The organism is Acinetobacter sp. AOR34_HL (genome assembly GCF_027854795.1).
Taxonomy (GTDB): domain Bacteria; phylum Pseudomonadota; class Gammaproteobacteria; order Pseudomonadales; family Moraxellaceae; genus Acinetobacter; species Acinetobacter junii.
Genome location: NZ_JAKTID010000050.1, coordinates 24,126 through 45,295, shown reverse-complemented (window position 1 = coordinate 45,295; position 21,170 = coordinate 24,126). Strand labels below are relative to the sequence as shown.

The 21,170-nt window shown below is 38.9% G+C and carries 20 protein-coding genes and 1 pseudogene; 15 read left to right on the top strand and 6 right to left on the bottom strand.

The window, feature by feature from the left end:
• Window positions 1-185: 185 nt before the first annotated feature.
• Window positions 186-1,331 (top strand): endonuclease/exonuclease/phosphatase family protein, encoded by a 1,146-nt coding sequence (locus MKL32_RS08805; RefSeq protein ID WP_270900416.1) that lies wholly within the window; start codon window positions 186-188, stop codon window positions 1,329-1,331.
• Window positions 1,332-1,571: 240 nt separating this feature from the next.
• On the opposite strand, the gene MKL32_RS08800 is transcribed toward MKL32_RS08805, so the two are convergent.
• Window positions 1,572-2,507, bottom strand: a complete 936-nt coding sequence (locus MKL32_RS08800; protein ID WP_270900415.1) for an LpxL/LpxP family acyltransferase — start codon at window positions 2,505-2,507, stop codon at window positions 1,572-1,574.
• Between the two features lie 206 nt (window positions 2,508-2,713).
• Between MKL32_RS08800 and MKL32_RS08795 the strand changes: the two genes are divergently transcribed.
• A complete protein-coding gene (locus tag MKL32_RS08795) occupies window positions 2,714-3,256 on the top strand; it encodes a DUF4334 domain-containing protein (RefSeq protein WP_075696909.1) in 543 nt (180 codons plus the stop codon).
• A 53-nt stretch (window positions 3,257-3,309) separates the two neighbouring features.
• Here the strand turns inward: MKL32_RS08795 and MKL32_RS08790 are convergent, their stop codons facing one another.
• Complete coding sequence (locus tag MKL32_RS08790; RefSeq protein WP_270900414.1) at window positions 3,310-5,223, bottom strand: ATP-binding cassette domain-containing protein; 1,914 nt, start codon at window positions 5,221-5,223, stop codon at window positions 3,310-3,312.
• Window positions 5,224-5,255: 32 nt separating this feature from the next.
• Between MKL32_RS08790 and MKL32_RS08785 the strand changes: the two genes are divergently transcribed.
• The 11 genes and pseudogenes from MKL32_RS08785 (at window position 5,256) to MKL32_RS08735 (ending at window position 15,210) form a co-directional block, all read left to right on the top strand.
• Window positions 5,256-5,501 (top strand): SlyX family protein, encoded by a 246-nt coding sequence (locus tag MKL32_RS08785; RefSeq protein ID WP_004916571.1) that lies wholly within the window; start codon window positions 5,256-5,258, stop codon window positions 5,499-5,501.
• 60 nt (window positions 5,502-5,561) lie between these two features.
• The gene (locus tag MKL32_RS08780; protein ID WP_194598270.1) at window positions 5,562-6,704 is read left to right on the top strand and encodes a PIN domain-containing protein; all 1,143 of its coding nucleotides are present in this window, start codon (window positions 5,562-5,564) and stop codon (window positions 6,702-6,704) included.
• 66 nt (window positions 6,705-6,770) lie between these two features.
• Entirely contained in the window at window positions 6,771-7,220 is a 450-nt protein-coding gene (locus MKL32_RS08775) for a hypothetical protein (RefSeq protein ID WP_004958841.1), read from the top strand.
• A 33-nt stretch (window positions 7,221-7,253) separates the two neighbouring features.
• Window positions 7,254-9,893 carry a type I DNA topoisomerase gene (topA, locus tag MKL32_RS08770; protein ID WP_042890911.1) on the top strand — a complete coding sequence of 880 codons (2,640 nt, stop codon included), beginning with the start codon at window positions 7,254-7,256 and terminating at the stop codon, window positions 9,891-9,893.
• 88 nt (window positions 9,894-9,981) lie between these two features.
• Window positions 9,982-10,740, top strand: a complete 759-nt coding sequence (locus MKL32_RS08765) for a hypothetical protein (protein WP_270900413.1) — start codon at window positions 9,982-9,984, stop codon at window positions 10,738-10,740.
• A 167-nt stretch (window positions 10,741-10,907) separates the two neighbouring features.
• Entirely contained in the window at window positions 10,908-11,480 is a 573-nt protein-coding gene (locus MKL32_RS08760; RefSeq protein ID WP_004659074.1) for an HdeD family acid-resistance protein, read from the top strand.
• Between the two features lie 123 nt (window positions 11,481-11,603).
• Window positions 11,604-13,583 (top strand): ATP-dependent helicase, encoded by a 1,980-nt coding sequence (locus MKL32_RS08755; RefSeq protein ID WP_270900412.1) that lies wholly within the window; start codon window positions 11,604-11,606, stop codon window positions 13,581-13,583.
• 58 nt (window positions 13,584-13,641) lie between these two features.
• Entirely contained in the window at window positions 13,642-13,887 is a 246-nt protein-coding gene (locus MKL32_RS08750) for an RNA recognition motif domain-containing protein (RefSeq protein ID WP_004916519.1), read from the top strand.
• A 6-nt stretch (window positions 13,888-13,893) separates the two neighbouring features.
• Window positions 13,894-14,242 (top strand): annotated as a pseudogene (locus tag MKL32_RS08745) (ASCH domain-containing protein).
• Window positions 14,243-14,311: 69 nt separating this feature from the next.
• Window positions 14,312-14,815, top strand: coding sequence for a DUF6586 family protein (locus MKL32_RS08740; RefSeq protein WP_004916508.1), 504 nt, complete (start codon window positions 14,312-14,314; stop codon window positions 14,813-14,815).
• Between the two features lie 116 nt (window positions 14,816-14,931).
• Window positions 14,932-15,210, top strand: coding sequence for a hypothetical protein (locus tag MKL32_RS08735; protein WP_004916505.1), 279 nt, complete (start codon window positions 14,932-14,934; stop codon window positions 15,208-15,210).
• A 47-nt stretch (window positions 15,211-15,257) separates the two neighbouring features.
• On the opposite strand, the gene MKL32_RS08730 is transcribed toward MKL32_RS08735, so the two are convergent.
• The 4 genes from MKL32_RS08730 to MKL32_RS08715 all read right to left on the bottom strand — a co-directional run bounded on the left by MKL32_RS08730 (window position 15,258) and on the right by MKL32_RS08715 (window position 19,263).
• Window positions 15,258-16,973, bottom strand: a complete 1,716-nt coding sequence (locus tag MKL32_RS08730; RefSeq protein ID WP_270900411.1) for a cation:proton antiporter — start codon at window positions 16,971-16,973, stop codon at window positions 15,258-15,260.
• 262 nt (window positions 16,974-17,235) lie between these two features.
• Window positions 17,236-17,391: a 50S ribosomal protein L33 gene (gene rpmG, locus MKL32_RS08725; protein WP_003654787.1), complete on the bottom strand. Its 156-nt coding sequence runs from the start codon at window positions 17,389-17,391 to the stop codon at window positions 17,236-17,238.
• Window positions 17,392-17,403: 12 nt separating this feature from the next.
• Window positions 17,404-17,640, bottom strand: a complete 237-nt coding sequence (gene rpmB, locus MKL32_RS08720; protein WP_004649871.1) for a 50S ribosomal protein L28 — start codon at window positions 17,638-17,640, stop codon at window positions 17,404-17,406.
• 168 nt (window positions 17,641-17,808) lie between these two features.
• Window positions 17,809-19,263, bottom strand: a complete 1,455-nt coding sequence (locus MKL32_RS08715; protein ID WP_270900410.1) for a coniferyl aldehyde dehydrogenase — start codon at window positions 19,261-19,263, stop codon at window positions 17,809-17,811.
• A 121-nt stretch (window positions 19,264-19,384) separates the two neighbouring features.
• On the opposite strand from MKL32_RS08715, the gene MKL32_RS08710 reads away from it, so the two are divergent.
• On the top strand, window positions 19,385-20,086 hold the full coding sequence (locus MKL32_RS08710; RefSeq protein WP_004957766.1) for a TetR/AcrR family transcriptional regulator: 702 nt from the start codon (window positions 19,385-19,387) through the stop codon (window positions 20,084-20,086).
• 81 nt (window positions 20,087-20,167) lie between these two features.
• Window positions 20,168-21,034 (top strand): formyltetrahydrofolate deformylase, encoded by an 867-nt coding sequence (gene purU, locus MKL32_RS08705; RefSeq protein WP_004916496.1) that lies wholly within the window; start codon window positions 20,168-20,170, stop codon window positions 21,032-21,034.
• Window positions 21,035-21,170 lie beyond the last annotated feature (136 nt).

Sequence of the window (21,170 nt, the reverse complement as noted above, 5' to 3'; positions counted from 1 at the left end):
TTGTGCCTCGGTATTTCAAAAAACTTTTAAGGGGTTTGAGTGTATCAAAAGCGACCACAACTGCAAGCTTTACGTAAATAAAACGATAATTTAATTGAGTGAAATAATTTGTTTGTATTAGATAGAAAATTGATAAAGCCATAACTTTATTGAGAATCTAAGACATCCCCACGAGAAAAATGAACATGATATGGATTCAGATTTGTGCAGTATTGGTTATATGGCTTTCGTTTTGGTCATTAATCCCCAGAGATGAGTGGTGGTTTAGAGGTGCGGACTTTCCGCGTTTACAGATTCTGGCACTCGGTCTCTTCGCCTTTTTTGCAATGTTATTTGCTATTCCCAAATGGACCTTGACTACCGAGTTGCTGTTTGTTGGACTGGTCGCAGCAATCGCTTATCAGTTGAAAATGGTTCTTCCATATACCCCGATTTGGAAAAAACAAGTTCAAAAAGTTAAGCCTGAGCAAATCAATGAAAACCAGCAAATCTCATTGCTGGTTGCCAATGTGTTGACGCCAAATGATAAATATCATCTATTGCTTGAGCATATAGACACACTAAAACCTGATGTTGTGCTGACATTAGAGTCAGATTCAAGTTGGCAAAATGCGTTAGTTCACATTGAACAAGATTATCCTTATCGCGTGCCCGTACCTTTAGATAACTTATATGGTATGCATCTATATAGCCGCTTGCCATTGCACGATACAGAAGTGAAATTTATCTTAAGTGATGAAATTCCATCTATACACGCTTCGGTAACATTACGTTCAGGTATCCAAGTACAGTTATATTGTTTACACCCTAAACCACCAAGCCCAACTGAAGCTAAAGATTCAACTTTAAGAGATGCCGAGCTTTTAATTATTGGCGATCGAATAAAAGATTTGGATGAAAGTTGTATTGTCATGGGGGATCTTAATGATGTGGCATGGTCACGCACCACGCGATTATTTCAACGAATCAGTGGTTTGCTAGATCCACGGGTAGGTCGCTATTTCATGAATACTTTTCACGCAGATTATCGACTTTTACGTTGGTCTTTAGACCATATCTTTCATAGTACTGACTTTGGCTTAGTGGAAATGAAACGTTTATCTCATATAGGTTCTGATCATTTTCCAATTTATGTCGTTTTACAGACGGGTCGTATTTTTGAACAACAGCAACAAGAGTTGGAGCAAACGGCTGATGATGAGCAAGAGGCGAAAGAGGCGATTCAAGACGGTATAGAAAAGGCTGAAAAAGAAGAAAAAATTGTTGTGGATGAGTTAGCACAACCTCATAAACAAGCGATGGAAAAGGAAAGTAGACAAGGAGTATTGTAAGCCATAACGTACAGGGATTTAGGTCCATAACGAATGGTCTAATCTACTTAAAAGATTTATTCTAAATACATGAGCACATGCACGCAGGAATGGATTTCCGTTTAAGGATAGCGACGCTGAGATGGAAAATGCATTATGGATATGATGCCTGCTACGGAAGCAAGATAATAACAAAGATGTGAAAGCACAACCTTATTTGCCCGAGTTTTGCAGGATGCGAAACTCGGGTTTTAATTTTTTCTAATAGATTTTTTCGTAACCTTCTGCTCGAGTTTTGAATCTACGGTGAAACCACATCCATTGTGTCTGTGCAATACGTAGTTGAGCCTCAATAATTTTATTTACACGAATCGCATCATCTACTTCATCTTCACTTGGCATATTTTCGACGATTGGTTCGATGAGTACTTTATATTGTGGATTGCGGACATCACCATAACGGTAAAAATATAATGGAATTGCAACGGACTTAGAGATTTTTAATAAACGACGATGCGCAGTCACGGTTGCAGCAGGCACACCAAAAAAGGGAGCCATCACACCTTGTTTTAAACCAAAATCTTGATCTGGACTATACCAAATAGCACCGCCATCTTTTAAACGACGTACTAAGCCTCGCATATCATCATGATCAATTTGTTGTTGATAAATATTCGCTCGACAACGATAAATCAACATATCCAACATTGGATTATTCTGTGGTCGATAAACAACATCGGGTTCAAAGTATTGAGCACAAATATAACCACCCGCATCAAGCAAGGTACTGTGTGTGCCGAGTAACAATATGCCTTTACCTTGGGCTTTGGCATCAAGGATATGCTCTAAGCCTTCTATGGTATGTCGACCTTTAAACCAATGTGGGCAATACCACGCATTTAGAGTTTCAAACACACCTAACATCATGTCGACAAACACCTGTTTGGCTTGAGCTTCAACTTCGGCAGGCGACCATTCAGGAAAACAAACTTCTAAATTTCTTAGTGTGGTTTTACGACGTGATTTCAATAGATACCAACATAATGCTGCTAGTCCATGTGCTAAGCGCCATTGAATTGCCCAAGGCAGGATAGCCAAAAGCATAAGGAAAATAATGGCGATCCAAATTTTCCAGTATTTTGGAAGTAAAAATTCCCATCGAAATTCGCCAGGAATATAAGACTGTTGTTGGCTCATATACTTAGATGCGTAAATAAGTTGAATTTTTGCGAAGTGTAACACGAAGTTGCTTTTCTAATAATTGTTCTAGGAGGTTTGTTGTATTGACAATAAAAATCATAGAATGGTGGTTGATTTTTACTCTATTGAAGTGCTGTATAAAAAAACAGTTATTTAATAGATTGATTGTAGGGATAGCTAAAATAATTAAGGTAAAAAGACAGATGAATATTTCAGAAATATTTGATGGCAAGAAAATGGATACTCAGGAAATGATGAATTATTTTGATCATTTAGAGAGTGTTGATTGCGAGTTTATGCATGGTCAATGGAAAGGTTTGGAAGTCATCACTAGTCATCCAATGAATGGTCTGTTGGATAAAGCAAATTGGTATGGGAAAAAATTTATAGACGATGAAACAGTATTTCCACTGGTTCTACTGAACCCCAAAAGTTCCAACTTATTTAGTATTGATCCGAAATGGTTGCCATTAGGTTTAGATTTAAGTCTTTTAAAAAGTAAGAGTAAGTATCTGGTGAAAGGGTTGAGATTACTCAAAACAGATAAAAGTAAAGCAAGATTAAGGATGATTGAGTTTAGAGGTAAATCATCTGCCACCATGATTTATGATGAAAAACCGATTAATGATGTTTTTAGGTGTATTGATCAAAATACAGTGCTTGGGTGGATGTATTTAAAAGATCAAGCTCAGCCATATTTTTTTATTCTTATACGAGATGAGGGAAGTAAACATCTATGGGAATAGCCCAATCTTCAAATTACTATGTAATATCCTGAAGATTGGGCTTGTGAAATGAATTATGAACCTTTGCTAAGATTTTCTAATACATCCCAACGCTCTAATTTTTCAAGCAATAACTCATCAATTTCAGCTAAGCGTTGACTGGCTAAAGTCGCCGCATTCGCGTCAGAAACAAACCATGAACCATCCGCTAGTTTCTCTGAAAGTTTAGTTTGTTCTGCTTCTAATTTCTCAATTTCAGCAGGAAGTTGCTCAAGCTCACGTTGATCTTTATAGCTTAGCTTCACTTTCTTTGGCGTTGGAGTTGCGGCAGCCAATGCAGCAGCTTCAGCCTTGGCTTGTGCCTTTTTTTCATCACTCTTTTGATCAACGACTTTCTGATCTGGTCGTTGCTCCAAGTAGTCTTGGTAACCACCAATATACTCATCAATATTACCTTTTCCATCGAACACCCAAGTTGAGGTGACGACGTTGTCCATAAATGCACGGTCATGCGAGATGAGTAACAAAGTGCCTTTATATTCAGACAACATTTCTTCAAGCAACTCAAGTGTCACCATATCCAAATCATTGGTTGGCTCATCCATCACAATTAAGTTTGATGGTTTGAGTAGAAGTTTTGCCAATAGAATTCGGTTACGCTCACCACCAGAAAGGGCTTTCACAGGTGTGCGTGCGCGTTCAGGTGAGAATAAAAAGTCCTGTAAATAACTATAGATATGGCGACGGTTACCATTCACATCGACAAAGTCTGAGCCTTCCGATACGTTCGCCATAACGGTTTTTCCGAGGTCGAGTGCATTACGAAGTTGATCGAAATAAGCAACTTCGAGTTGTGTACCCGTTTTAACCGAACCGCCGTGTTGGATTTCACCTAGAATTGCTTTGATGAGTGTGGTTTTTCCGACACCATTATCACCGACTAAACCGATACGATCACCACGTAATACGATTGCAGAGAAATCTTTAATGAGTGGTTTACTATCATAGCTAACACTTAAGTTTTCTATCTCAAAGACCAACTTACCTGAACGGTTAGCCTCTTGTGTCGCCATGCTAACTTTGCCTTGTTGGAAGCGACGAGCTTTAGATTCTTCACGCAAAGCTTTTAAAGCACGAACACGACCTTCATTACGGGTACGACGTGCTTTGATACCTTGACGAATCCAAGCTTCTTCTTCAGCAAGTTTTTTATCAAATAAAGCATTCTGTTTTTCTTCAGCTTCCATTTGCTGAGCTTTAAGTTCTAAGTAACGTGAATAGTTACCTTCATAGCCACGCAGAATACCACGATCAAGTTCAACAATACGGGTCGCAATACTATCTACAAATGAACGGTCATGTGAGATAAATAAAAGCGTGAGATTGTTTTGATCTAATAGGAATTTTTCTAACCATTCAATACTTTCCACATCCAAATGGTTGGTCGGTTCGTCGAGTAATAAAACATCTGGTTGACTGAGTAGAGCGCGCGCCAGTAGTACACGACGTTTACGACCACCTGATAGGTCAGCCAAATCTGCATTTGGGTCGAGTCCCATTTTACCTAAAATGGTATTTACTTTATTTTCTAATGCCCAGCCATCTAACTGATCTAGCTTATGCTGCAGCATACCCATACGGTCGCAGGCATCCATATCACCTAGCACACAAGCATCACTTGCCTCATGATATTCTTTTAAGACACTTGCGGCTTCACCCGCACCATCCGCCACAATGTCGGCAACTTTGCCTGAATCCATTGGAACATCTTGGGCTAACATAGAAACGGTTAAGCCATTTTGAATCGAAACTTCACCACTATCGGGTAATAAGCTTCCCTCAATCAGTTTAAGTAAAGTAGACTTACCTTCACCATTACGACCGATTAAACAGACTCGTTCACCACGTTCTAGGTTAAAGTTCGCGCCGTCGAGTAGGGCTGGTCCGCCAAATGCGAGATGGACATCCCTTAAAGTAATATAGGCCATAATGTTTCCTAAAAGCTCAGATGAGGTCTGAAATGACTAAACAACAAAATTTTGATGATCACGCGTCATTGTCCGCACCCATTGAAGATTTGCAAGTGCGAATTGCATTTTTAGACGATTTAGTTGAGCAACTCAATCAACAGCTCGCAATTCAGACACAAGAAATTGCAGTTTTGAAGAAACAAATGCAGCTTTTATACCAACGCGTTGAGTCTTCAGACTTGTCAGAAGGGATTGCACCGTTTGATCCAATGAGTAACAAACCACCGCATTATTGATAAAATAAATCTTAAACGCTAAAGTGATGAAATTAGCGGATTTTACATTTAGAGATAAAAATGAAAAAAGTCTTGCTCTTGGATATTGAAAATATTCATAAAACTGAAAAAGAGCTATTACAACTATTGAAAACTTATGCTTGCGTGTATTTAGTCTATGCAAAGTCTCCTGTGACTTTAAGTTTAGATGCATTAATTAAATTTTCTCCTTTTGTCATGGATAAAAAGCTAGTTGTCATTAAAATGCCTAAAATTGGTAAAGATGCTGCTGATTTTGGTCTTGCATTTTTAGCAGGGCAACTTTCAATTCAAATGGATAAAAATCAGACTTGCTTTGATGTCATGTCTAATGATGGGGCTTTAGAGTATATTGTTGATTTGTTGAGGATAATGGGTTTTCAAGCATCACAACTTAAAATGCTTTCGGAGGTGAAAGAGATTGAAAAAATAAAAGAGCAACCATCGCTAGTTTTAGCTCCAAATAACTTAAGTGATTCTGACTTTACATTAAAATTAAAGCATCTTATTAGTATTCTTTCAAAACTAAAAAACATGCCAAGTAATGAAAAAGCATTATTAAATGGTGTTAAATCATGGGCAAATGTTACGACTAAAGAGGCTGAAAAATTAATCAAGACGTTGATGAATTTCAAGATGATTAAGTTTAGCGCACAAGGAGTTACGCTTAATCGAGAGAATTTAAAAACTTTTTTAAATAAATCTGAAATAGCACACAATGAAAATCCAAATAAGTCCGAGATAATTGAAGAAATCCCTGAAATCCAGGATATTTCAGAAAAATTTCATCTACGGCAAATTAAAGAATATTGTGATTATTTAATTAAGCAACAAGGAAAGCCGTCGAGTTTATCTAGCTTAAATAATTCAATTAAATCAGTTTTAAAGTTGGAAAGTGATAGTTTAGTTAAGAATAGATCTAAGCTTCTTCTTCGTTATGGCATTGTGAAGAACTTAGATGATGGGAAAATTATTTACATAGATAACAATATTAGAAGATGGTCAAATTTGGAATTATTGCCACAACATTCTCCCATGGATATGGCGATACCTGACTTTAAGGTTTGTCAGAAAGAGTCTAAAGAAAAACTGATTCAAAAAATCATTTATGTTTTGAATGAAATAAAAATACAGAAATCGTTTGTGATGAAAATATCAAATAATATTTATTTGGAAGAGATGTAAAAACTCAACTTGCCTTTTTCATTCAACTTATGTAACGCTAATAAAAGGAAGTTTTGGGCATCTTTAATGAGCAATGTTGGAATTTGGATAACTGTTGCCATTGTACTATTTGTACTTGGCTCTATTTTTGGTTTACGTGTGAGTCCAAGAGAAAAAGCACTCGGTTTAATGCGCGATCAAGCTCGCAAAATGGGATTACACCCACGACTCATCGTTGCGCCTGAGTGGACGAAAATTCCAATGGCATCTGAAAAACGCGCCAGTATGGTTGCTTATTATAGTGTGCTTATTCCAGATGCTCGCTTAGCACTTATGCGTGCAAGAGTTGTTGATGGCAAGCTTCAGGTTGTGCAGGGTGATCAGAAATTTAATGACTTACCCATTGCATTAAAAGGAGTTTATGCTATTGATATGCAGGCAAACTGTGTGGGACTGTATTGGGATGAGGAAACTGATCTCAGAGCCACTCAGCTTGAAGATATAAAAGTTTATTTACACGAACTAGCACAACGCTAATTTATTGATTGATCATAGGAAAAACGATTCATTATGGCGAATACTCCACGCTCTGCTTCCAAAAGCACAGCAGCTTCTAACTCTGCTGCAACTAAACGTGCCTTAGTGATTGTGGAGTCGCCTGCAAAAGCGAAAACCATTAACAAATATTTAGGTTCACAATTTATAGTGAAGTCATCTGTTGGTCACGTACGTGATTTACCAACAGGCGGGGGAGCAAAAACAACTGAAAAGAAGCCTGCAACCCGTACTAAATTAACTGAAGAACAAAAAGCTGAAAAAGCTCAGTCTGCACTTATTAATCGTATGGGCGTTGATCCCGAGCATGATTGGGTCGCACACTACGAAGTGTTGCCTGGCAAAGAGCATGTTGTTGCTGAACTAAAAAAACTTGCCAAAGATGCTGATGCAATCTATCTCGCAACGGACTTGGATAGAGAAGGAGAAGCAATTGCTTGGCATTTAAGAGAAGTGATAGGTGGTGACGATAGTCGCTATCACCGTGTGGTATTTAACGAAATCACTAAAAATGCGATCCAAGAAGCTTTTAAACAGCCTACTCGTCTTGATTTAAATCGAGTGAATGCTCAGCAAGCACGTCGTTTCCTCGACCGTGTAGTTGGTTTTATGGTATCGCCTTTGCTTTGGGAAAAGATTGCCCGTGGCTTATCTGCAGGTCGTGTTCAGTCTGTTGCTGTAAAACTTGTGGTTGAACGTGAACGTGAAATTCGTGCCTTTGTTCCAGAAGAATATTGGCAAGTGTTTGCTGACACGATGTCTAAAAAAGAAGACATTCGTCTAGAAGCTGTTAAACAAGCTGGCAAGACACTTAAGCTCAAGAATAAAGCTGAAACAGATGCACTATTAAGTGTTTTGAAAGATGCTGAATATAAAGTTGCGTTGCGTGAAGATAAACCGACAAAGGTAAATCCAAGCGCACCTTATATCACTTCAACTTTACAGCAAGCAGCAAGTACGCGTTTAGGTTTCTCTGTTAAGAAAACCATGATGTTAGCGCAACGATTGTATGAAGGTGGTTTTATTACGTATATGCGTACTGACTCCACTTTCTTGAGCGACGATGCAGTGAATATGGTTCGTAACCATATCCAGCAAAACTTTGGTGACAAGTATTTGCCTGCTCAACCAAATCGTTATGGTAATAAAGCAGGGGCACAAGAAGCCCATGAAGCAATTCGTCCATCTGATGTGGCACTCACTGGCGATAAACTTGCTGGTGTAGAACGTGATGCACAACGTTTGTATGATTTGATTTGGCGTCAATTTGTGGCTTGCCAAATGACACCTGCTGAATATTTATCTTCAACCTTAACTGTTGAAGCTGCAAATGTTGAATTAAAAGCCAAAGGTCGTACCCTTGTTTTTGATGGTTTTACCAAAGTTCGCGGTGCGAATAAATCGGATGATGATGTATTGTTACCGGCTGTAAAAGTTGGTGAAGTACTCAAATTAGAAAAACTTGATCCGAGTCAACACTTTACTAAACCACCTGCACGTTTTACTGAAGCATCTTTAGTTAAAGAATTAGAGAAGAAAGGCATTGGTCGACCTTCTACTTATGCAGCGATCATTTCAACCATTCAAGAACGTGGTTATGTGAAACTTGAAAATCGCCGTCTGTTTGCTGAGAAAATGGGTGAAATCGTGACGGATCGTCTCGATGAAAGTTTTAATAATTTGATGAACTATGCCTTTACTGCGGATTTGGAAGGTCAGCTGGATAAAGTCGCGACAGGTGAGCGTAACTGGAAAGAGCTACTAGATACATTCTACGGTGACTTCAAAAAGCGCCTGACCAATGCTCAAGGTGAAGACGGTATGCGTCGCAATCAGCCTATTGAAGTAGCTGATGTTGCTTGTCCTGAATGTTCTCGTCCAATGCAAATTCGCACAGGGACGACAGGGGTATTCTTGGGCTGTTCAGGATACAATCTGCCACCGAAAGAACGCTGTAAAGGTACTTTAAACCTTACGCCAGTCGAATCATTAGCTGCGTTATCGGATGATGATGGTGCTGAAACTGCTGATTTGATGTCAAAACACCGTTGTCCAAAATGTGGTACTGCGATGGACAGCTATGTCGTGGATGGTGGTCGCAAATTACATGTTTGTGGTAACAACCCTGATTGCGATGGTTATGAAGTCGAAGAAGGCGAATTCAAGATCAAGGGTTATGATGGCCCGACTATCCCATGCGATAAATGTGATGGTGAGATGCAGCTTAAAACGGGTCGTTTTGGTCCATATTTCGCATGTACTAGCTGTGACAATACTCGTAAGGTACTCAAGAGTGGTCAACCTGCTCCGCCACGTGTAGACCCAATCAAAATGGAGCATCTACGTTCAACGAAGCATGATGACTTCTTTGTCTTGCGTGATGGCGCTGCTGGTTTATTCTTGGCTGCAAGTAAATTCCCGAAAATTCGTGAAACGCGTGCACCAAAAGTATCTGAATTGCGTAGCGTAGCTGAACAACTTGATCCAAAATATCAATTCTTGCTGCAAGCTCCTGATACTGATCCTGACGGTAATCCGACAGTTGTTAAATTTAGCCGTAAGAATCAAGAGCAGTATGTTGGTTCTGAAACTGCGGAAGGTAAACAAACCAAGTGGAGTCTAGTATTCCAGAATGGAAAATGGGTTGAAGCTTAAATAATTCATTTCGAAAAATGCTAGCACTCGCTAGCATTTTTTATATGAACAAAATAATCAATCAAATCTTAAAACTTTTGGGGCGTACATGTGGAAAAATATTAGGGTTGCATGTCTTTTAGTTGTTTTATTGATTGTAGCAATTAATGCATATCGTGATCAAAACCAAGACTGGAACCAACCGATCAATATTCTGCTACATCCCATCAACGCTGATGGCTTACCCTCTACCCAAAAATATATCCAAGAATTACAGCTAGATGATTTCTATGAAGTTAAACAGTATTTAGAAAAAAATAGTCAACAATATCGTGGGCAAAGTAGTTACTTTATGGTTCAGATAGGACGTGAATTACAACAAATACCACCTAAGACACCTGAACAACCAAGTGTTATCAATAATATATTGTGGAGTTTAAAGTTTCGTTTCTATGCTTGGAAACAACATGAATCAATAGATGGTTCTCCAAGTTTAACTTTATATTTGAATTATTATGATCCAAAAAATACAAAAGAGTTAAAACACTCGACTGCGCTTGAGCGAGGTCGTATTGGCTCAGTCAATTTATTCGCAGCTCATAAGCAAGAAAGACAGAATAATATTGTGCTCGTACATGAGTTGCTTCATGGCTTTGGTGCTACGGATAAATATAATTTAGCCAATGGCGAACCACTTTTTCCAATTGGCTATGCTCAATACGAGAAAAGACCCTTATATCCTCAAACTGAAGCCGAAATTATGGGGGGGAGAATCCCTTTATCAGAGCATAAAAGTAAAATGCCGAATGATTTAGAACAAACAGTCATTAGTCTGCTCACAGCAAAAGAAATAGGATGGGTTCAATAATCTGTGGATAAGTTCTGACTTATCCATACCAATTAAATAAAAAATCAATGTAATAAAAAGAGTGATTTCCTGACATTCGGTCATTATTTCTCAACATGCTTTATACAATATCGTGTATGGAACACGCTCAAAATAGAGCTATAACATTGATGATAAAAGAGTAAATAATGATGAAAACGGTGGGTAACGATCTGATTCGCAATCAGCTACACGCTGATCGTAAATGGTATCTGTTATTAGGTGTCTTATTGGTTATTTTTGGTTTGGTTCTTTTAGCTGCACTGCCTTTTGCAACATTATCAGCGGTCCTTCTTTTTGGTGTCCTTATGATGCTCGGCGGTATTTTACATTTTATCGCTGCATTTATGGTCTTTCAGGGTGGGACACGGTGGTTGTGGGCATTATTCGGCGTTTTGTATATTGCAGCTGGTTATTTTGCTTTTACTACGCCCGTGATTACGGCAGTGGTTTTGACCAATTTATTGGCAATCGCATTGATTATTGCTGGAATTATACGCAGTGTTAATGCCTTTATTTTAAGACCTATCTCAGGTTGGGGATGGGTGTTGTTTTCAGGTGTATTAACACTATTAACAGGTATTCTCATTCTATCGTCACCTGATTCACCATTTTGGGTACTTGGTATGTTTCTTGCGATTGATATCCTTTTTCAAGGGATTAATTATTTAACTTTTGCAAGTGCAATCAAACAGCTCCCACACAGTTCAACTGTGATTTAACATTCGACAATTATTGAAATATTGAGAGCATGTTGATACATGCTCTTTTTGTTTTGGTAGTTGAAAACCGCGATGCAGTTTTAGTCTGCTAAAATAGCCTTTCATTTCTGATTGACCAATTTTATGACGCTCGCCAAGCTAATTGATGAACTCAACCCTCAACAAAAACAAGCAGCCACTACGGTTGCGCATAACTGTTTAGTTTTAGCAGGGGCGGGTTGTGGAAAAACCAAAACGATTGTAGCTAGAGCAGCATATTTAATTGATCAAGGTTTACCTGCACAGCAGATCCAAATTTTAACGTTTACTCGGCGAGCTGCCAGTGAGATTGTTACGCGAGTTGAACAACATATGGGGGCACAATCCAAAGGTTTACGTGCCTCAACATTTCATACCTTTTGTATGTATCTTTTGCGCCGTAATCCACGTGCTTTTGGTTTGACACAATTCAGTATCATTGATCGAGATGATCAATTGCTGATGTTCCGCTTATTGCGTGGTAAGGATAAAGGTAATGTGTTGCCAAAAGCTGCTGAATTATGTGATTTATATTCTTATGCACGGAACACGAAAACCAAATTATCTGATGCTTTATTCGAGCAATTACCGCAAGCTGTAGAGTATAAGTCGCAAATCGCCGAATTGATGAAAGCCTATGAGCAGCGCAAGCAAGAGCGTAATTTCCTCGATTATGACGACATTCTTTCGATTGTGGCGGTGCATTTACAAAACTCACCTGAGTTGGTGAAGTGGGTGACGGGTTTCTGTTCAGCATTGTTGGTCGATGAAATGCAGGATACTAATCCACTGCAATGGGCTTTATTGCAGCCTTTGGTAGGGAAGGTGAAATTATTCTGTGTTGGGGATGATGCTCAGTCTATTTATGGTTTTCGTGGTGCAGATTTTGAAAATATTCATCACTTTAAAGAGCGTGTACCAGATGCTGAAGTGTTGACTTTAGAAATGAACTATCGCTCGACCCAAGGTATTTTAGATTTATCCAATTGGTTACTTGAGCAAAGCCAAATTGGTTATGACAAGCATTTACAAGCCTATCGAGGAAAGGGTTTAAAACCACAATTGCATATCCTGAGTAATGAGTTTGAAGAAGCCAATTGGATTGTTCAAGATCTAAATCAACGGCATTCGCAGGGTGCTGCTTGGGCAGAACATATGATTTTATTACGTTCAGGTTTTAGCGGGCGGTATTTGGAAGGGGCTTTGATTGCGGCGAATATTCCTTATCGATTTATCGGTGGTGTCAAGTTGCTTGAATCCGCTCATGTCAAAGATGTTTTAAGTTTGCTTCGTGTCAGTGTCAATCCACAGGATGATTTAGCTTGGATGCGCTTTTTGACGCTTTGGGATGGTGTAGGTGATGTTGGGGCAAGTAAATTAGCACAAGAGCTCATTCAGTTGCCTGATATCGAAGCACGTTGTCAGCGATTAGAACGACATGGCAAAGTGCCACAACAAGCGATTTTGATCTTAATGCAATTAGATGTATTACAGCAGCATGTGGAAGCTTGTATCGGCTTAGCTTTGGATGCTTTAAATGAGCAATTAGAAAATAACTACAAAACCAAAGATTGGTCACGCAGAGTCAAAGATTTTGATTTGGTGAAACAATTAGCACGTAAGCATCATTCACTTGGTGAATTTTTAGAAGAATATGTACTTGACCCAATTTCGATATCAGAAATTGACAAGACTCCCGATCAAGACTTAGTGACTTTGATTACGATTCACTCTGCAAAAGGAGCTGAACAAAAAGTCTGTTATGTTCCACATGTATCTCCCAATCAATATCCACATGCGCGGGCGCAGGGTGATTTTGACGATGTCGAAGAGGAGAGACGTGTTTTGTATGTCGCATTGACGCGTGCAGAAAATGAGTTGATTTTAACCAAACAAAATTTAAATTTATGGTCACAAGATCAGTATGATGAATTGGGTAGAAAAATAGAAAGCTACTTTCTAAATGATTTACCTCAACATTTAGTGGATATTCAAATCCATCGTGACATTCCTCGTGCATATGGGCAAACGAATCGTGCTCGCTCAAGCACAATCAATTTAGGTTTTGGCATAGATTTCGATTAAACTAGAGTGATTCATTTCTTTTGATTCACTTCATGGTGAATCATCTCTAGGTTTTAACATGAAAATTTTAGTTCGCAATTTAGATCGTTTGGTGACAGACGCAGAAATCCTCGACTTATTCAAAGCTTATGGCAAAGTCGATTCTTGTGTTGTAGTCAAAGATGCTGAGACTGGTAAATCCAAAGGTTTTGGTTTTGTTGAAATGCCAAATCCACGCGAAGCGATTAAAGCCGTAAAAGGGCTAAACACATTAAAACTCAAAGGTCTTGGGATTCGTGTAAAAATAGCTGAAGATAAAGCTTAATCCATAATCATAAAGCAATATCAAGTCTTATTGATTGTTGCTCCAAATGCTGAGCGAATTGTACAAGGCATAAAGACCCTAGAGGTTCGCTCGTGGCAACCTGAGAAGTTACCGCTTAAAGATTTAGTGATTGTTGAGAATACGCACTTTTTGAATAATGATGGCGATGAAGAGATGGGCAAAGTAGTGGCTTTGATCGATATCGAGTCAGTACATCCTTGGTTAGCTCAAGAAATTGATGCAGCTTGTGCAACTGATTGGGCGGAAGGATATTATTTCAAATGTACGTCCTTTAAAGCAACCAATTGAAGGAATTGCGAAACGAAAACTTTATCGTCTTGAATTGAATCTATAAGTGCTATTTTTTTCATCTCCAATACGCTTTACAATCAGTTTTCGTTTTAAATGAAAATAGGGATTTATTATGTCTCGTGTTGCTCGCTATCATGCTGATCGTACCAATCAAAAACTCTATTTTGCTCGACTCGCATGTCAACAAGCAGAGCAAACTGACAATATCCAACAAGCACAGGCACATCGCGAAGCAGCAGTTTTTCATTTGCATGGTGCAATTTTGGCTTTTCTTCAAGAGTTGGTTCGCTATTATCGTCTCAATGATATGCAACCAACATTTAAATCAATCGAAGAACACATGGCTGATAAAGGTCAAGTTTCTCCAGAGGTTGCGGTATTGCAACAATTGGCCAAAGATGGGTTCATTGCTGAGTTAAAACGTGCTTATCGCATGTGCCAATACGCGCCTGAACCAACTTCTCCTGAGCCAGAAAGTGAAACATCTTCAAACCTGATTATTAAAGTCACTCAAAGTCCTCAAGCGTGGTTGCCAGATTCAAAGATTCTCCGAGAATGGCATCGTGAATTGAGTCATTTGATCGATGGTTTTCGTAATGAAATGGTTGAATTCTAACTCCAGCAAGATCGTTACTGACTTGAAATCTAAGCACGCCGTACCTATATAAGTAAGACGTGAGATTGTAAAGTGCAAGGGTGCTTTGCCACCATGTTGAATCATGGAGAAAATAGATGTCTATGCAACAGTTAAAAGAATTATTTGGTAGTCAGGAAGCGATTCTTGAATTGGTTCAACTCGAAGGTGGTGAGCTTGCTTTACGTAATGCAGGTTCAGAAAATGAACCTCTCGTAAAAATTCAGTTCAGTGAAGAAGTAAAAGCGATCTTAGGTGATCAAACACCTCTTGTGGCACAACATATGATTCAAGCAGCTCTATTTGGTTTATTAGAGAAACAAATGAATCAGTGGCAAGCCGAAGTCGTTGATGAAAAACCTAAACATTTAAGCTAATAATAAAAAAGCGTACCTTGAGTACGCTTTTTTGTATGACCAAACAATCAATGAGCATTCGGTTGATGTGCAAGCTCGATCTGATTCAAAATATGATGGCTCATATTCTTTGCCATTTCCTCTTTTGCGTAGAATACTTCACCAATATTTTCCTCGCGGATAACAGCGGCTTCTTCCTTACTCTCAGCACAGATTAATACCTGTATCTCTGGATTTAGCTGTTTTGAAATATCGACAATTCGATGGATGTCGAGGATATCCATGGGTGAAATCACCAATAAACGTGCATGTTGAATATGTGCTTGGATCAATACATTTGGTTCAGTGGCTTCACCACTCACGGCTGCAATACCACTAGCACGTAACTTCTCAACAATCTCACGATTTTCTTCAGCAATAACGACTTTGATGTTCTGCTCAATCAGATTTTTACTGATACGACGTCCAACACCCCCATAGCCAATGATCACTACCTGATCACGAAGATAGGATTGATCAACTTCGTCAGGTAACATTGCTAATGGGTCACCACTACGCTCTAGTAGACGGGCTAAATGTGAGCGCTCACGAATCCAACGCTGCGCAGGTTCAATTGCAGAAAACACAAAAGAATTAAGTGTAATTGAAAATAATGCACCTGCAAGAATGAGGTTTTGCGCCTCAGGTGTGAGTAATCCTAGAGCTAAACCTAGCGTCGCTAAAATGAAAGAGAATTCTCCGATTTGTGCCAAACTTGCACCGACAGTCAATGCGGTATTGATTGGATAGCGGAAAAACAAGACTAATGCGATTGCTGCGAGTGTTTTCCCCACCATAATGATGGCAACTACTGCTAAAATTCGCAATGGCTCAGCAATCAAAATCGCAGGGTCAAACAACATGCCAACCGAAACAAAAAATAGAATCGAAAAAATTTCACGTAGCGGAAGGGTTTCTTCTTCAGCACGATGGCTAAAGTCAGACTCTTTAACCACCATTCCCGCAAAGAACGCACCGAGTGCCATAGAAACGCCAAATACAGCATAAGAGCCATATGCAATTGAAACTGCAGCAGCAACTACCGTAAGCGTAAATAACTCACGAGAACCCAAACGAGCGACAAACTGCATGATCATCGGAACTAGTCGTTTGCCGATGATCAACATAAATGCAATAAAACCTGTGACTTTAAGTAAAGTAATACCAATCGTGACCCAAATACTTTGAGATGGATCTGTGTTGGGTAATGCATGCCCGCCCAGTAAAACTGCAGTTGCAGGTAACAATACTAAAGCCAAGACCATGACAAGGTCTTCAACCAATAGCCAACCGACAGCAATTTTTCCATTAACAGAATCAAGTAAACCACGATCCCCTAGGGCTTTTAATAATACAACCGTACTGGCACAGGAAAGACTTAAACCAAAAATGAGTGCTGAGCCAAAACCCCAGCCCCAGAGCATTGAAACTCCCATACCTAAGAGGGTAGCGACAGCGATTTGAAGAATAGCCCCAGGTAAAGCAATACGTCGGACTTGTAATAGATCGTTAAGGGAGAAGTGCATTCCTACACCAAACATCAAAAACATAACACCTAGCTCAGCAAGCTGGTTGGCTAGATGAATGTCACCGACGATACCTGGTGTATTTGGGCTAATGATAATGCCCGCAATTAAATAGCCGATCAAAGGAGGTAGGCGTAAACGTGCTGCGATATAGCCAAAAATAAGAGCCATACCAAAGCCAACAGCAAGTAATATAATTAAATCAACATCATGTGGCATCGAAGCTCCTTAATCGTTGCGGTTAAGGTCAAAATAAAATAAGCATAAAAAATGCCAAAGCAAGTAGCTTAAAATTTTAGCAATTAAAATCGAATTTGTTGATGATAATTTTTTTATTTATCAAAAAAAATCATGTAAATTGCTGTAACACTTTCTAAAGCCTAGCGCATTTATACAGTGAGAGAAAGAAATCTTAAAAGATAGGAAATTTAAAGTAAAAAAAACGACTTCATGAGAAGTCGTTTTTTTTAAAGAACTAAAATTATTTAATTTTAGCTTCTTTGAAAATTACGTGTTGACGGATTTTTGGATCAAATTTTTTGATTTCCATTTTTTCCGGCATAGTACGTTTGTTTTTAGTAGTGGTATAGAAATAACCTGTACCAGCTGTAGAAACGAGGCGAATCTTATCACGCATTGTTCAGACTCCTTAGATCTTTTGACCTTGAGCACGGAGATCAGCAACAACTTTCTCGATACCCAATTTATCAATAATACGCATACCTTTAGTGGTTAAACGAAGACGTACAAAACGCTTTTCGCTTTCTAACCAAAAACGGTGGTGGTGCAGGTTCGGCTCGAACCGGCGTTTGGTTTTGTTGTTTGCGTGCGATACGTTGTTACCAACGATAGGACGCTTGCCGGTAACTTGGCAAACCTTAGACATGGTGAACTCCATTGCTAGTTTATACAGCACCGTTTCGTGCAACTAGCCATTCAAGTAAACGGATGAAATCATTCAAGGGGCGTTTTATACCAAAAATACGATTAAAAGACAAGCGAATTTGGTAAAAACAGAGCATGATCTAGTGTGATAGATCATGCCTTGATCAGCTTAGCGGAATAGTGTTTTTAAAAGCACTTTATGCATCGCTTTATTATACGGTGGAAGGATGAACTTCAAGCTATAAAGTTTAGGGCTTACAGGATTAGACATGACTGAACGTTCATGAGAGAAGCTAAAGAAACCTTCTTTACCATGATATTTGCCCATACCTGATGCACCAACGCCACCAAATGGAAGATCATCTTGTGCAACGTGGGTCAGTGTTTGGTTAATACCAAAATGCCCAGAGTGCGTGCGACTTGCTACGTATTCAGCACGAGCACTATCAATATCAAAATAATAGAATGCCAATGGACGTGGATGGTTATTGATGAACTGAATCGCATCTTCAATATGTTCATATTCTAGAACAGGTAAGATTGGACCGAAGATTTCATTCTTCATGATTTGCATTTCAGTTGTTACACCAGTAACCAATGTTGGAGCAATCTTGCGAACGTCAGTTAAAGATTCATTTTTCGTATTCAACTCAACAATAGTTGCGCCTTGATCACGAGCATCTTCTAAATAGCCTTGCAGACGATTGTATTGCTTGTCATTGATAATAGAGGTGTAATCTTTATTATCACGAAGGGTTGGGTACATTGTATTTACAAAGTCGTTATAGTGCTTTGTAAACTCTTCAGTCTTGCCCTTAGGTAAGAACATATAGTCTGGAGCAACACAAGTTTGACCCGCATTCCAAAGTTTACCAACAGCGATACGTTGAGCGACATCACGAATGTTCATTGCTGAATGAACAAGAGCCGGTGATTTACCGCCAAGTTCCAATATCACAGGAACTAGATTTTCAGCTGCAGCCGCCATCACTGTTTTACCAACAGACGTAGAACCTGTGAAAATCATTTTATCAAATGGTAGATGGCTGAAAGCATCAGAAATAACACCGCCACCATTTACAACAGCAACCAACTCTTGTGGAAATGCCTCTGCTAATGCATTTTCAAGAACATAACCAAAGTTTGATGATGCACTTGAGATTTTAATCATGGCATGGTTACCCGCTGCCAATGCACAAATCAAAGGACCAACTGAAAGCAATAATGGATAGTTCCATGGCGCAATAACACCGATCACGCCCAATGGTTGATATTCTACCCAACCTTTTGCTGGTTGGTGTAACATGCTGATATGACGCTTAGATGGTTTCATCCATTCTGTTAAATTCTTGCTGTAATATTTGATGTGTTCCAAACATGTAAGAACTTCACCAATTTTGGTTTCCATTACCGCACGATTGCCATAATCTTGATTAATTGCGTTAGCAAATTGATCTTGATATTTTACCAAGATATTTTTAAGTCGAGCCAAACGTTCAATACGTTCTTTGGCACTTGGTACAGGATGGCGTTGGTAAGCTGCTTTTTGCTGATCAAGCAAATCATGTAGCCGTTTTACATCAACATGAGGTGTCATAGCGGTTGTTTTTGTTTGACTGTTCATAGGAGTGGACCAAAATAAAGCTTATTATTTTTTAATTTTTAGAGTAAATACTCTAAAGTGTCAAGTCGCTTTATGAGTTTGCTTTATAACCTATTGATAATGTTATAGATGGTTAAAAACGATGTCGCACGCTAAACCGAACAAAACTAAAGATAGAATTTTGCAAATCAGTTTGCAGTTGTTTAATGAGCGTGGAGAGCGTTCGGTTACAACCAATCATATTGCGGCTGAGCTGGGGATTAGCCCTGGCAACTTGTATTATCACTTTCGTAATAAACAAGAAATTATCAAAGAGTTGGCTCAGCAATATCAGGCTGAGACCTTGGAAATGTTAGCCTTACCTGTTGATCGTCCACTCAATGCAAACGATAAAATTAGTTATTTTCAGGTGTTGAGCAACCAACTTTGGGCTTATCGCTTTATTCATCGTGATGTTTATCATCTTGTAGAAAATAACGAAGACTTTAGAAAAATCTACCCGCGATTTGCAGGACAAGTGATGCAACAAGGTCAAAAGATTTATCGTGCCTTTGTGGATGCTGGTCTGATGAAGATGACCGATTCTGAAATTGAGGCATTGATTATTAACTTGTGGATCGTTCTTACCAACTGGACTAACTTCTTGTACATGTCTGGGCATATCAGTGATAACACACACTTAGAAGAAAAGTGGGTTTGGCAAGCATTGAGACAGATGGTGTTTTTAGAAGGACCTTATTTAATGGGTGAAAGTCGTCAAACTTATGAACAGTTGCTCCAATCACTTGGTCCATCCGATTTGTTTGCAAGTTTATCCAACCTTAAAAATGACGATGAGTCGTGATCAGGTATTTAGTCAGACGCAAAAAAGAGCTAGAATGCTCGGCTTGATTTTAATTTGATTTGAATAAGTGATATTAACCACATGAACACGACTACTGCCAATACAGCACGTTTACTGATTACTTGTGAAGACAAGCCGGGAATCGTGCAAGCTGTATCGAGCTTTTTGTATCATCAGGGAGCAAACATTACCGCACTTGATCAATACGCGACAGAAGCTCAGGGCGGACGTTATTTTATGCGTGTTGAATTTGAACTGGATCATTTGCAATCTCGTAAAGAAGCTTTGATGCAAACCTTTGCTGCTAACGTTGCTGAGCGTTATGAGATGCAGTGGAAACTGACTTTTGTAAATGAATTGAAGAAAGTTGGTATTTTGGTTTCAAAAGTTGATCATGCTTTATTAGAGCTTTTATGGCGTCATGCACGTGGATCATTGCCATGTGAAATTACTCAAGTCATTTCAAACCATCCTGATTTGCGTGATGCTGTTGAAAACTTTGGTATCCCATTTCACGTTGTGCCAGTGAATAAAGACAATAAAGTTGAAGCTTATGCACAGATCAATGACATGATGCAGGGCAACGATTTATTAATCTTAGCCCGTTATATGCAGATCTTAAGCGAAGATTTTGTTGCTCAATGGGAAATGAAGATTATCAATATTCACCATTCATTCTTACCTGCTTTCGTGGGCGCAAACCCATATAAACAAGCATATGAGAAAGGGGTGAAACTGATTGGAGCAACTGCGCATTATGTAACAGCTGATCTTGATCAGGGACCAATCATTGAGCAGGACGTTGAACGTGTAAGCCATGATTATAACGTCGAACAATTACGTGAGCTTGGTGAAGACGTTGAACGTAATGTGTTGGCACGTGCGGTCAAATGGCATTTAGAAGACCGTATTATTGTTGATGGCAACAAAACCGTTGTTTTTCAATAAATAAATTAAAAAAATAAAGCATGCATAAACGCGTGCTTTTTTTTATGCATTTATTGTAATGTTATAACATTGGTTTTGTTGGCTTGTTGTGAGCTAATCGGCAGATTCACAAAAAAATAGTTGCAAATGAAAACAC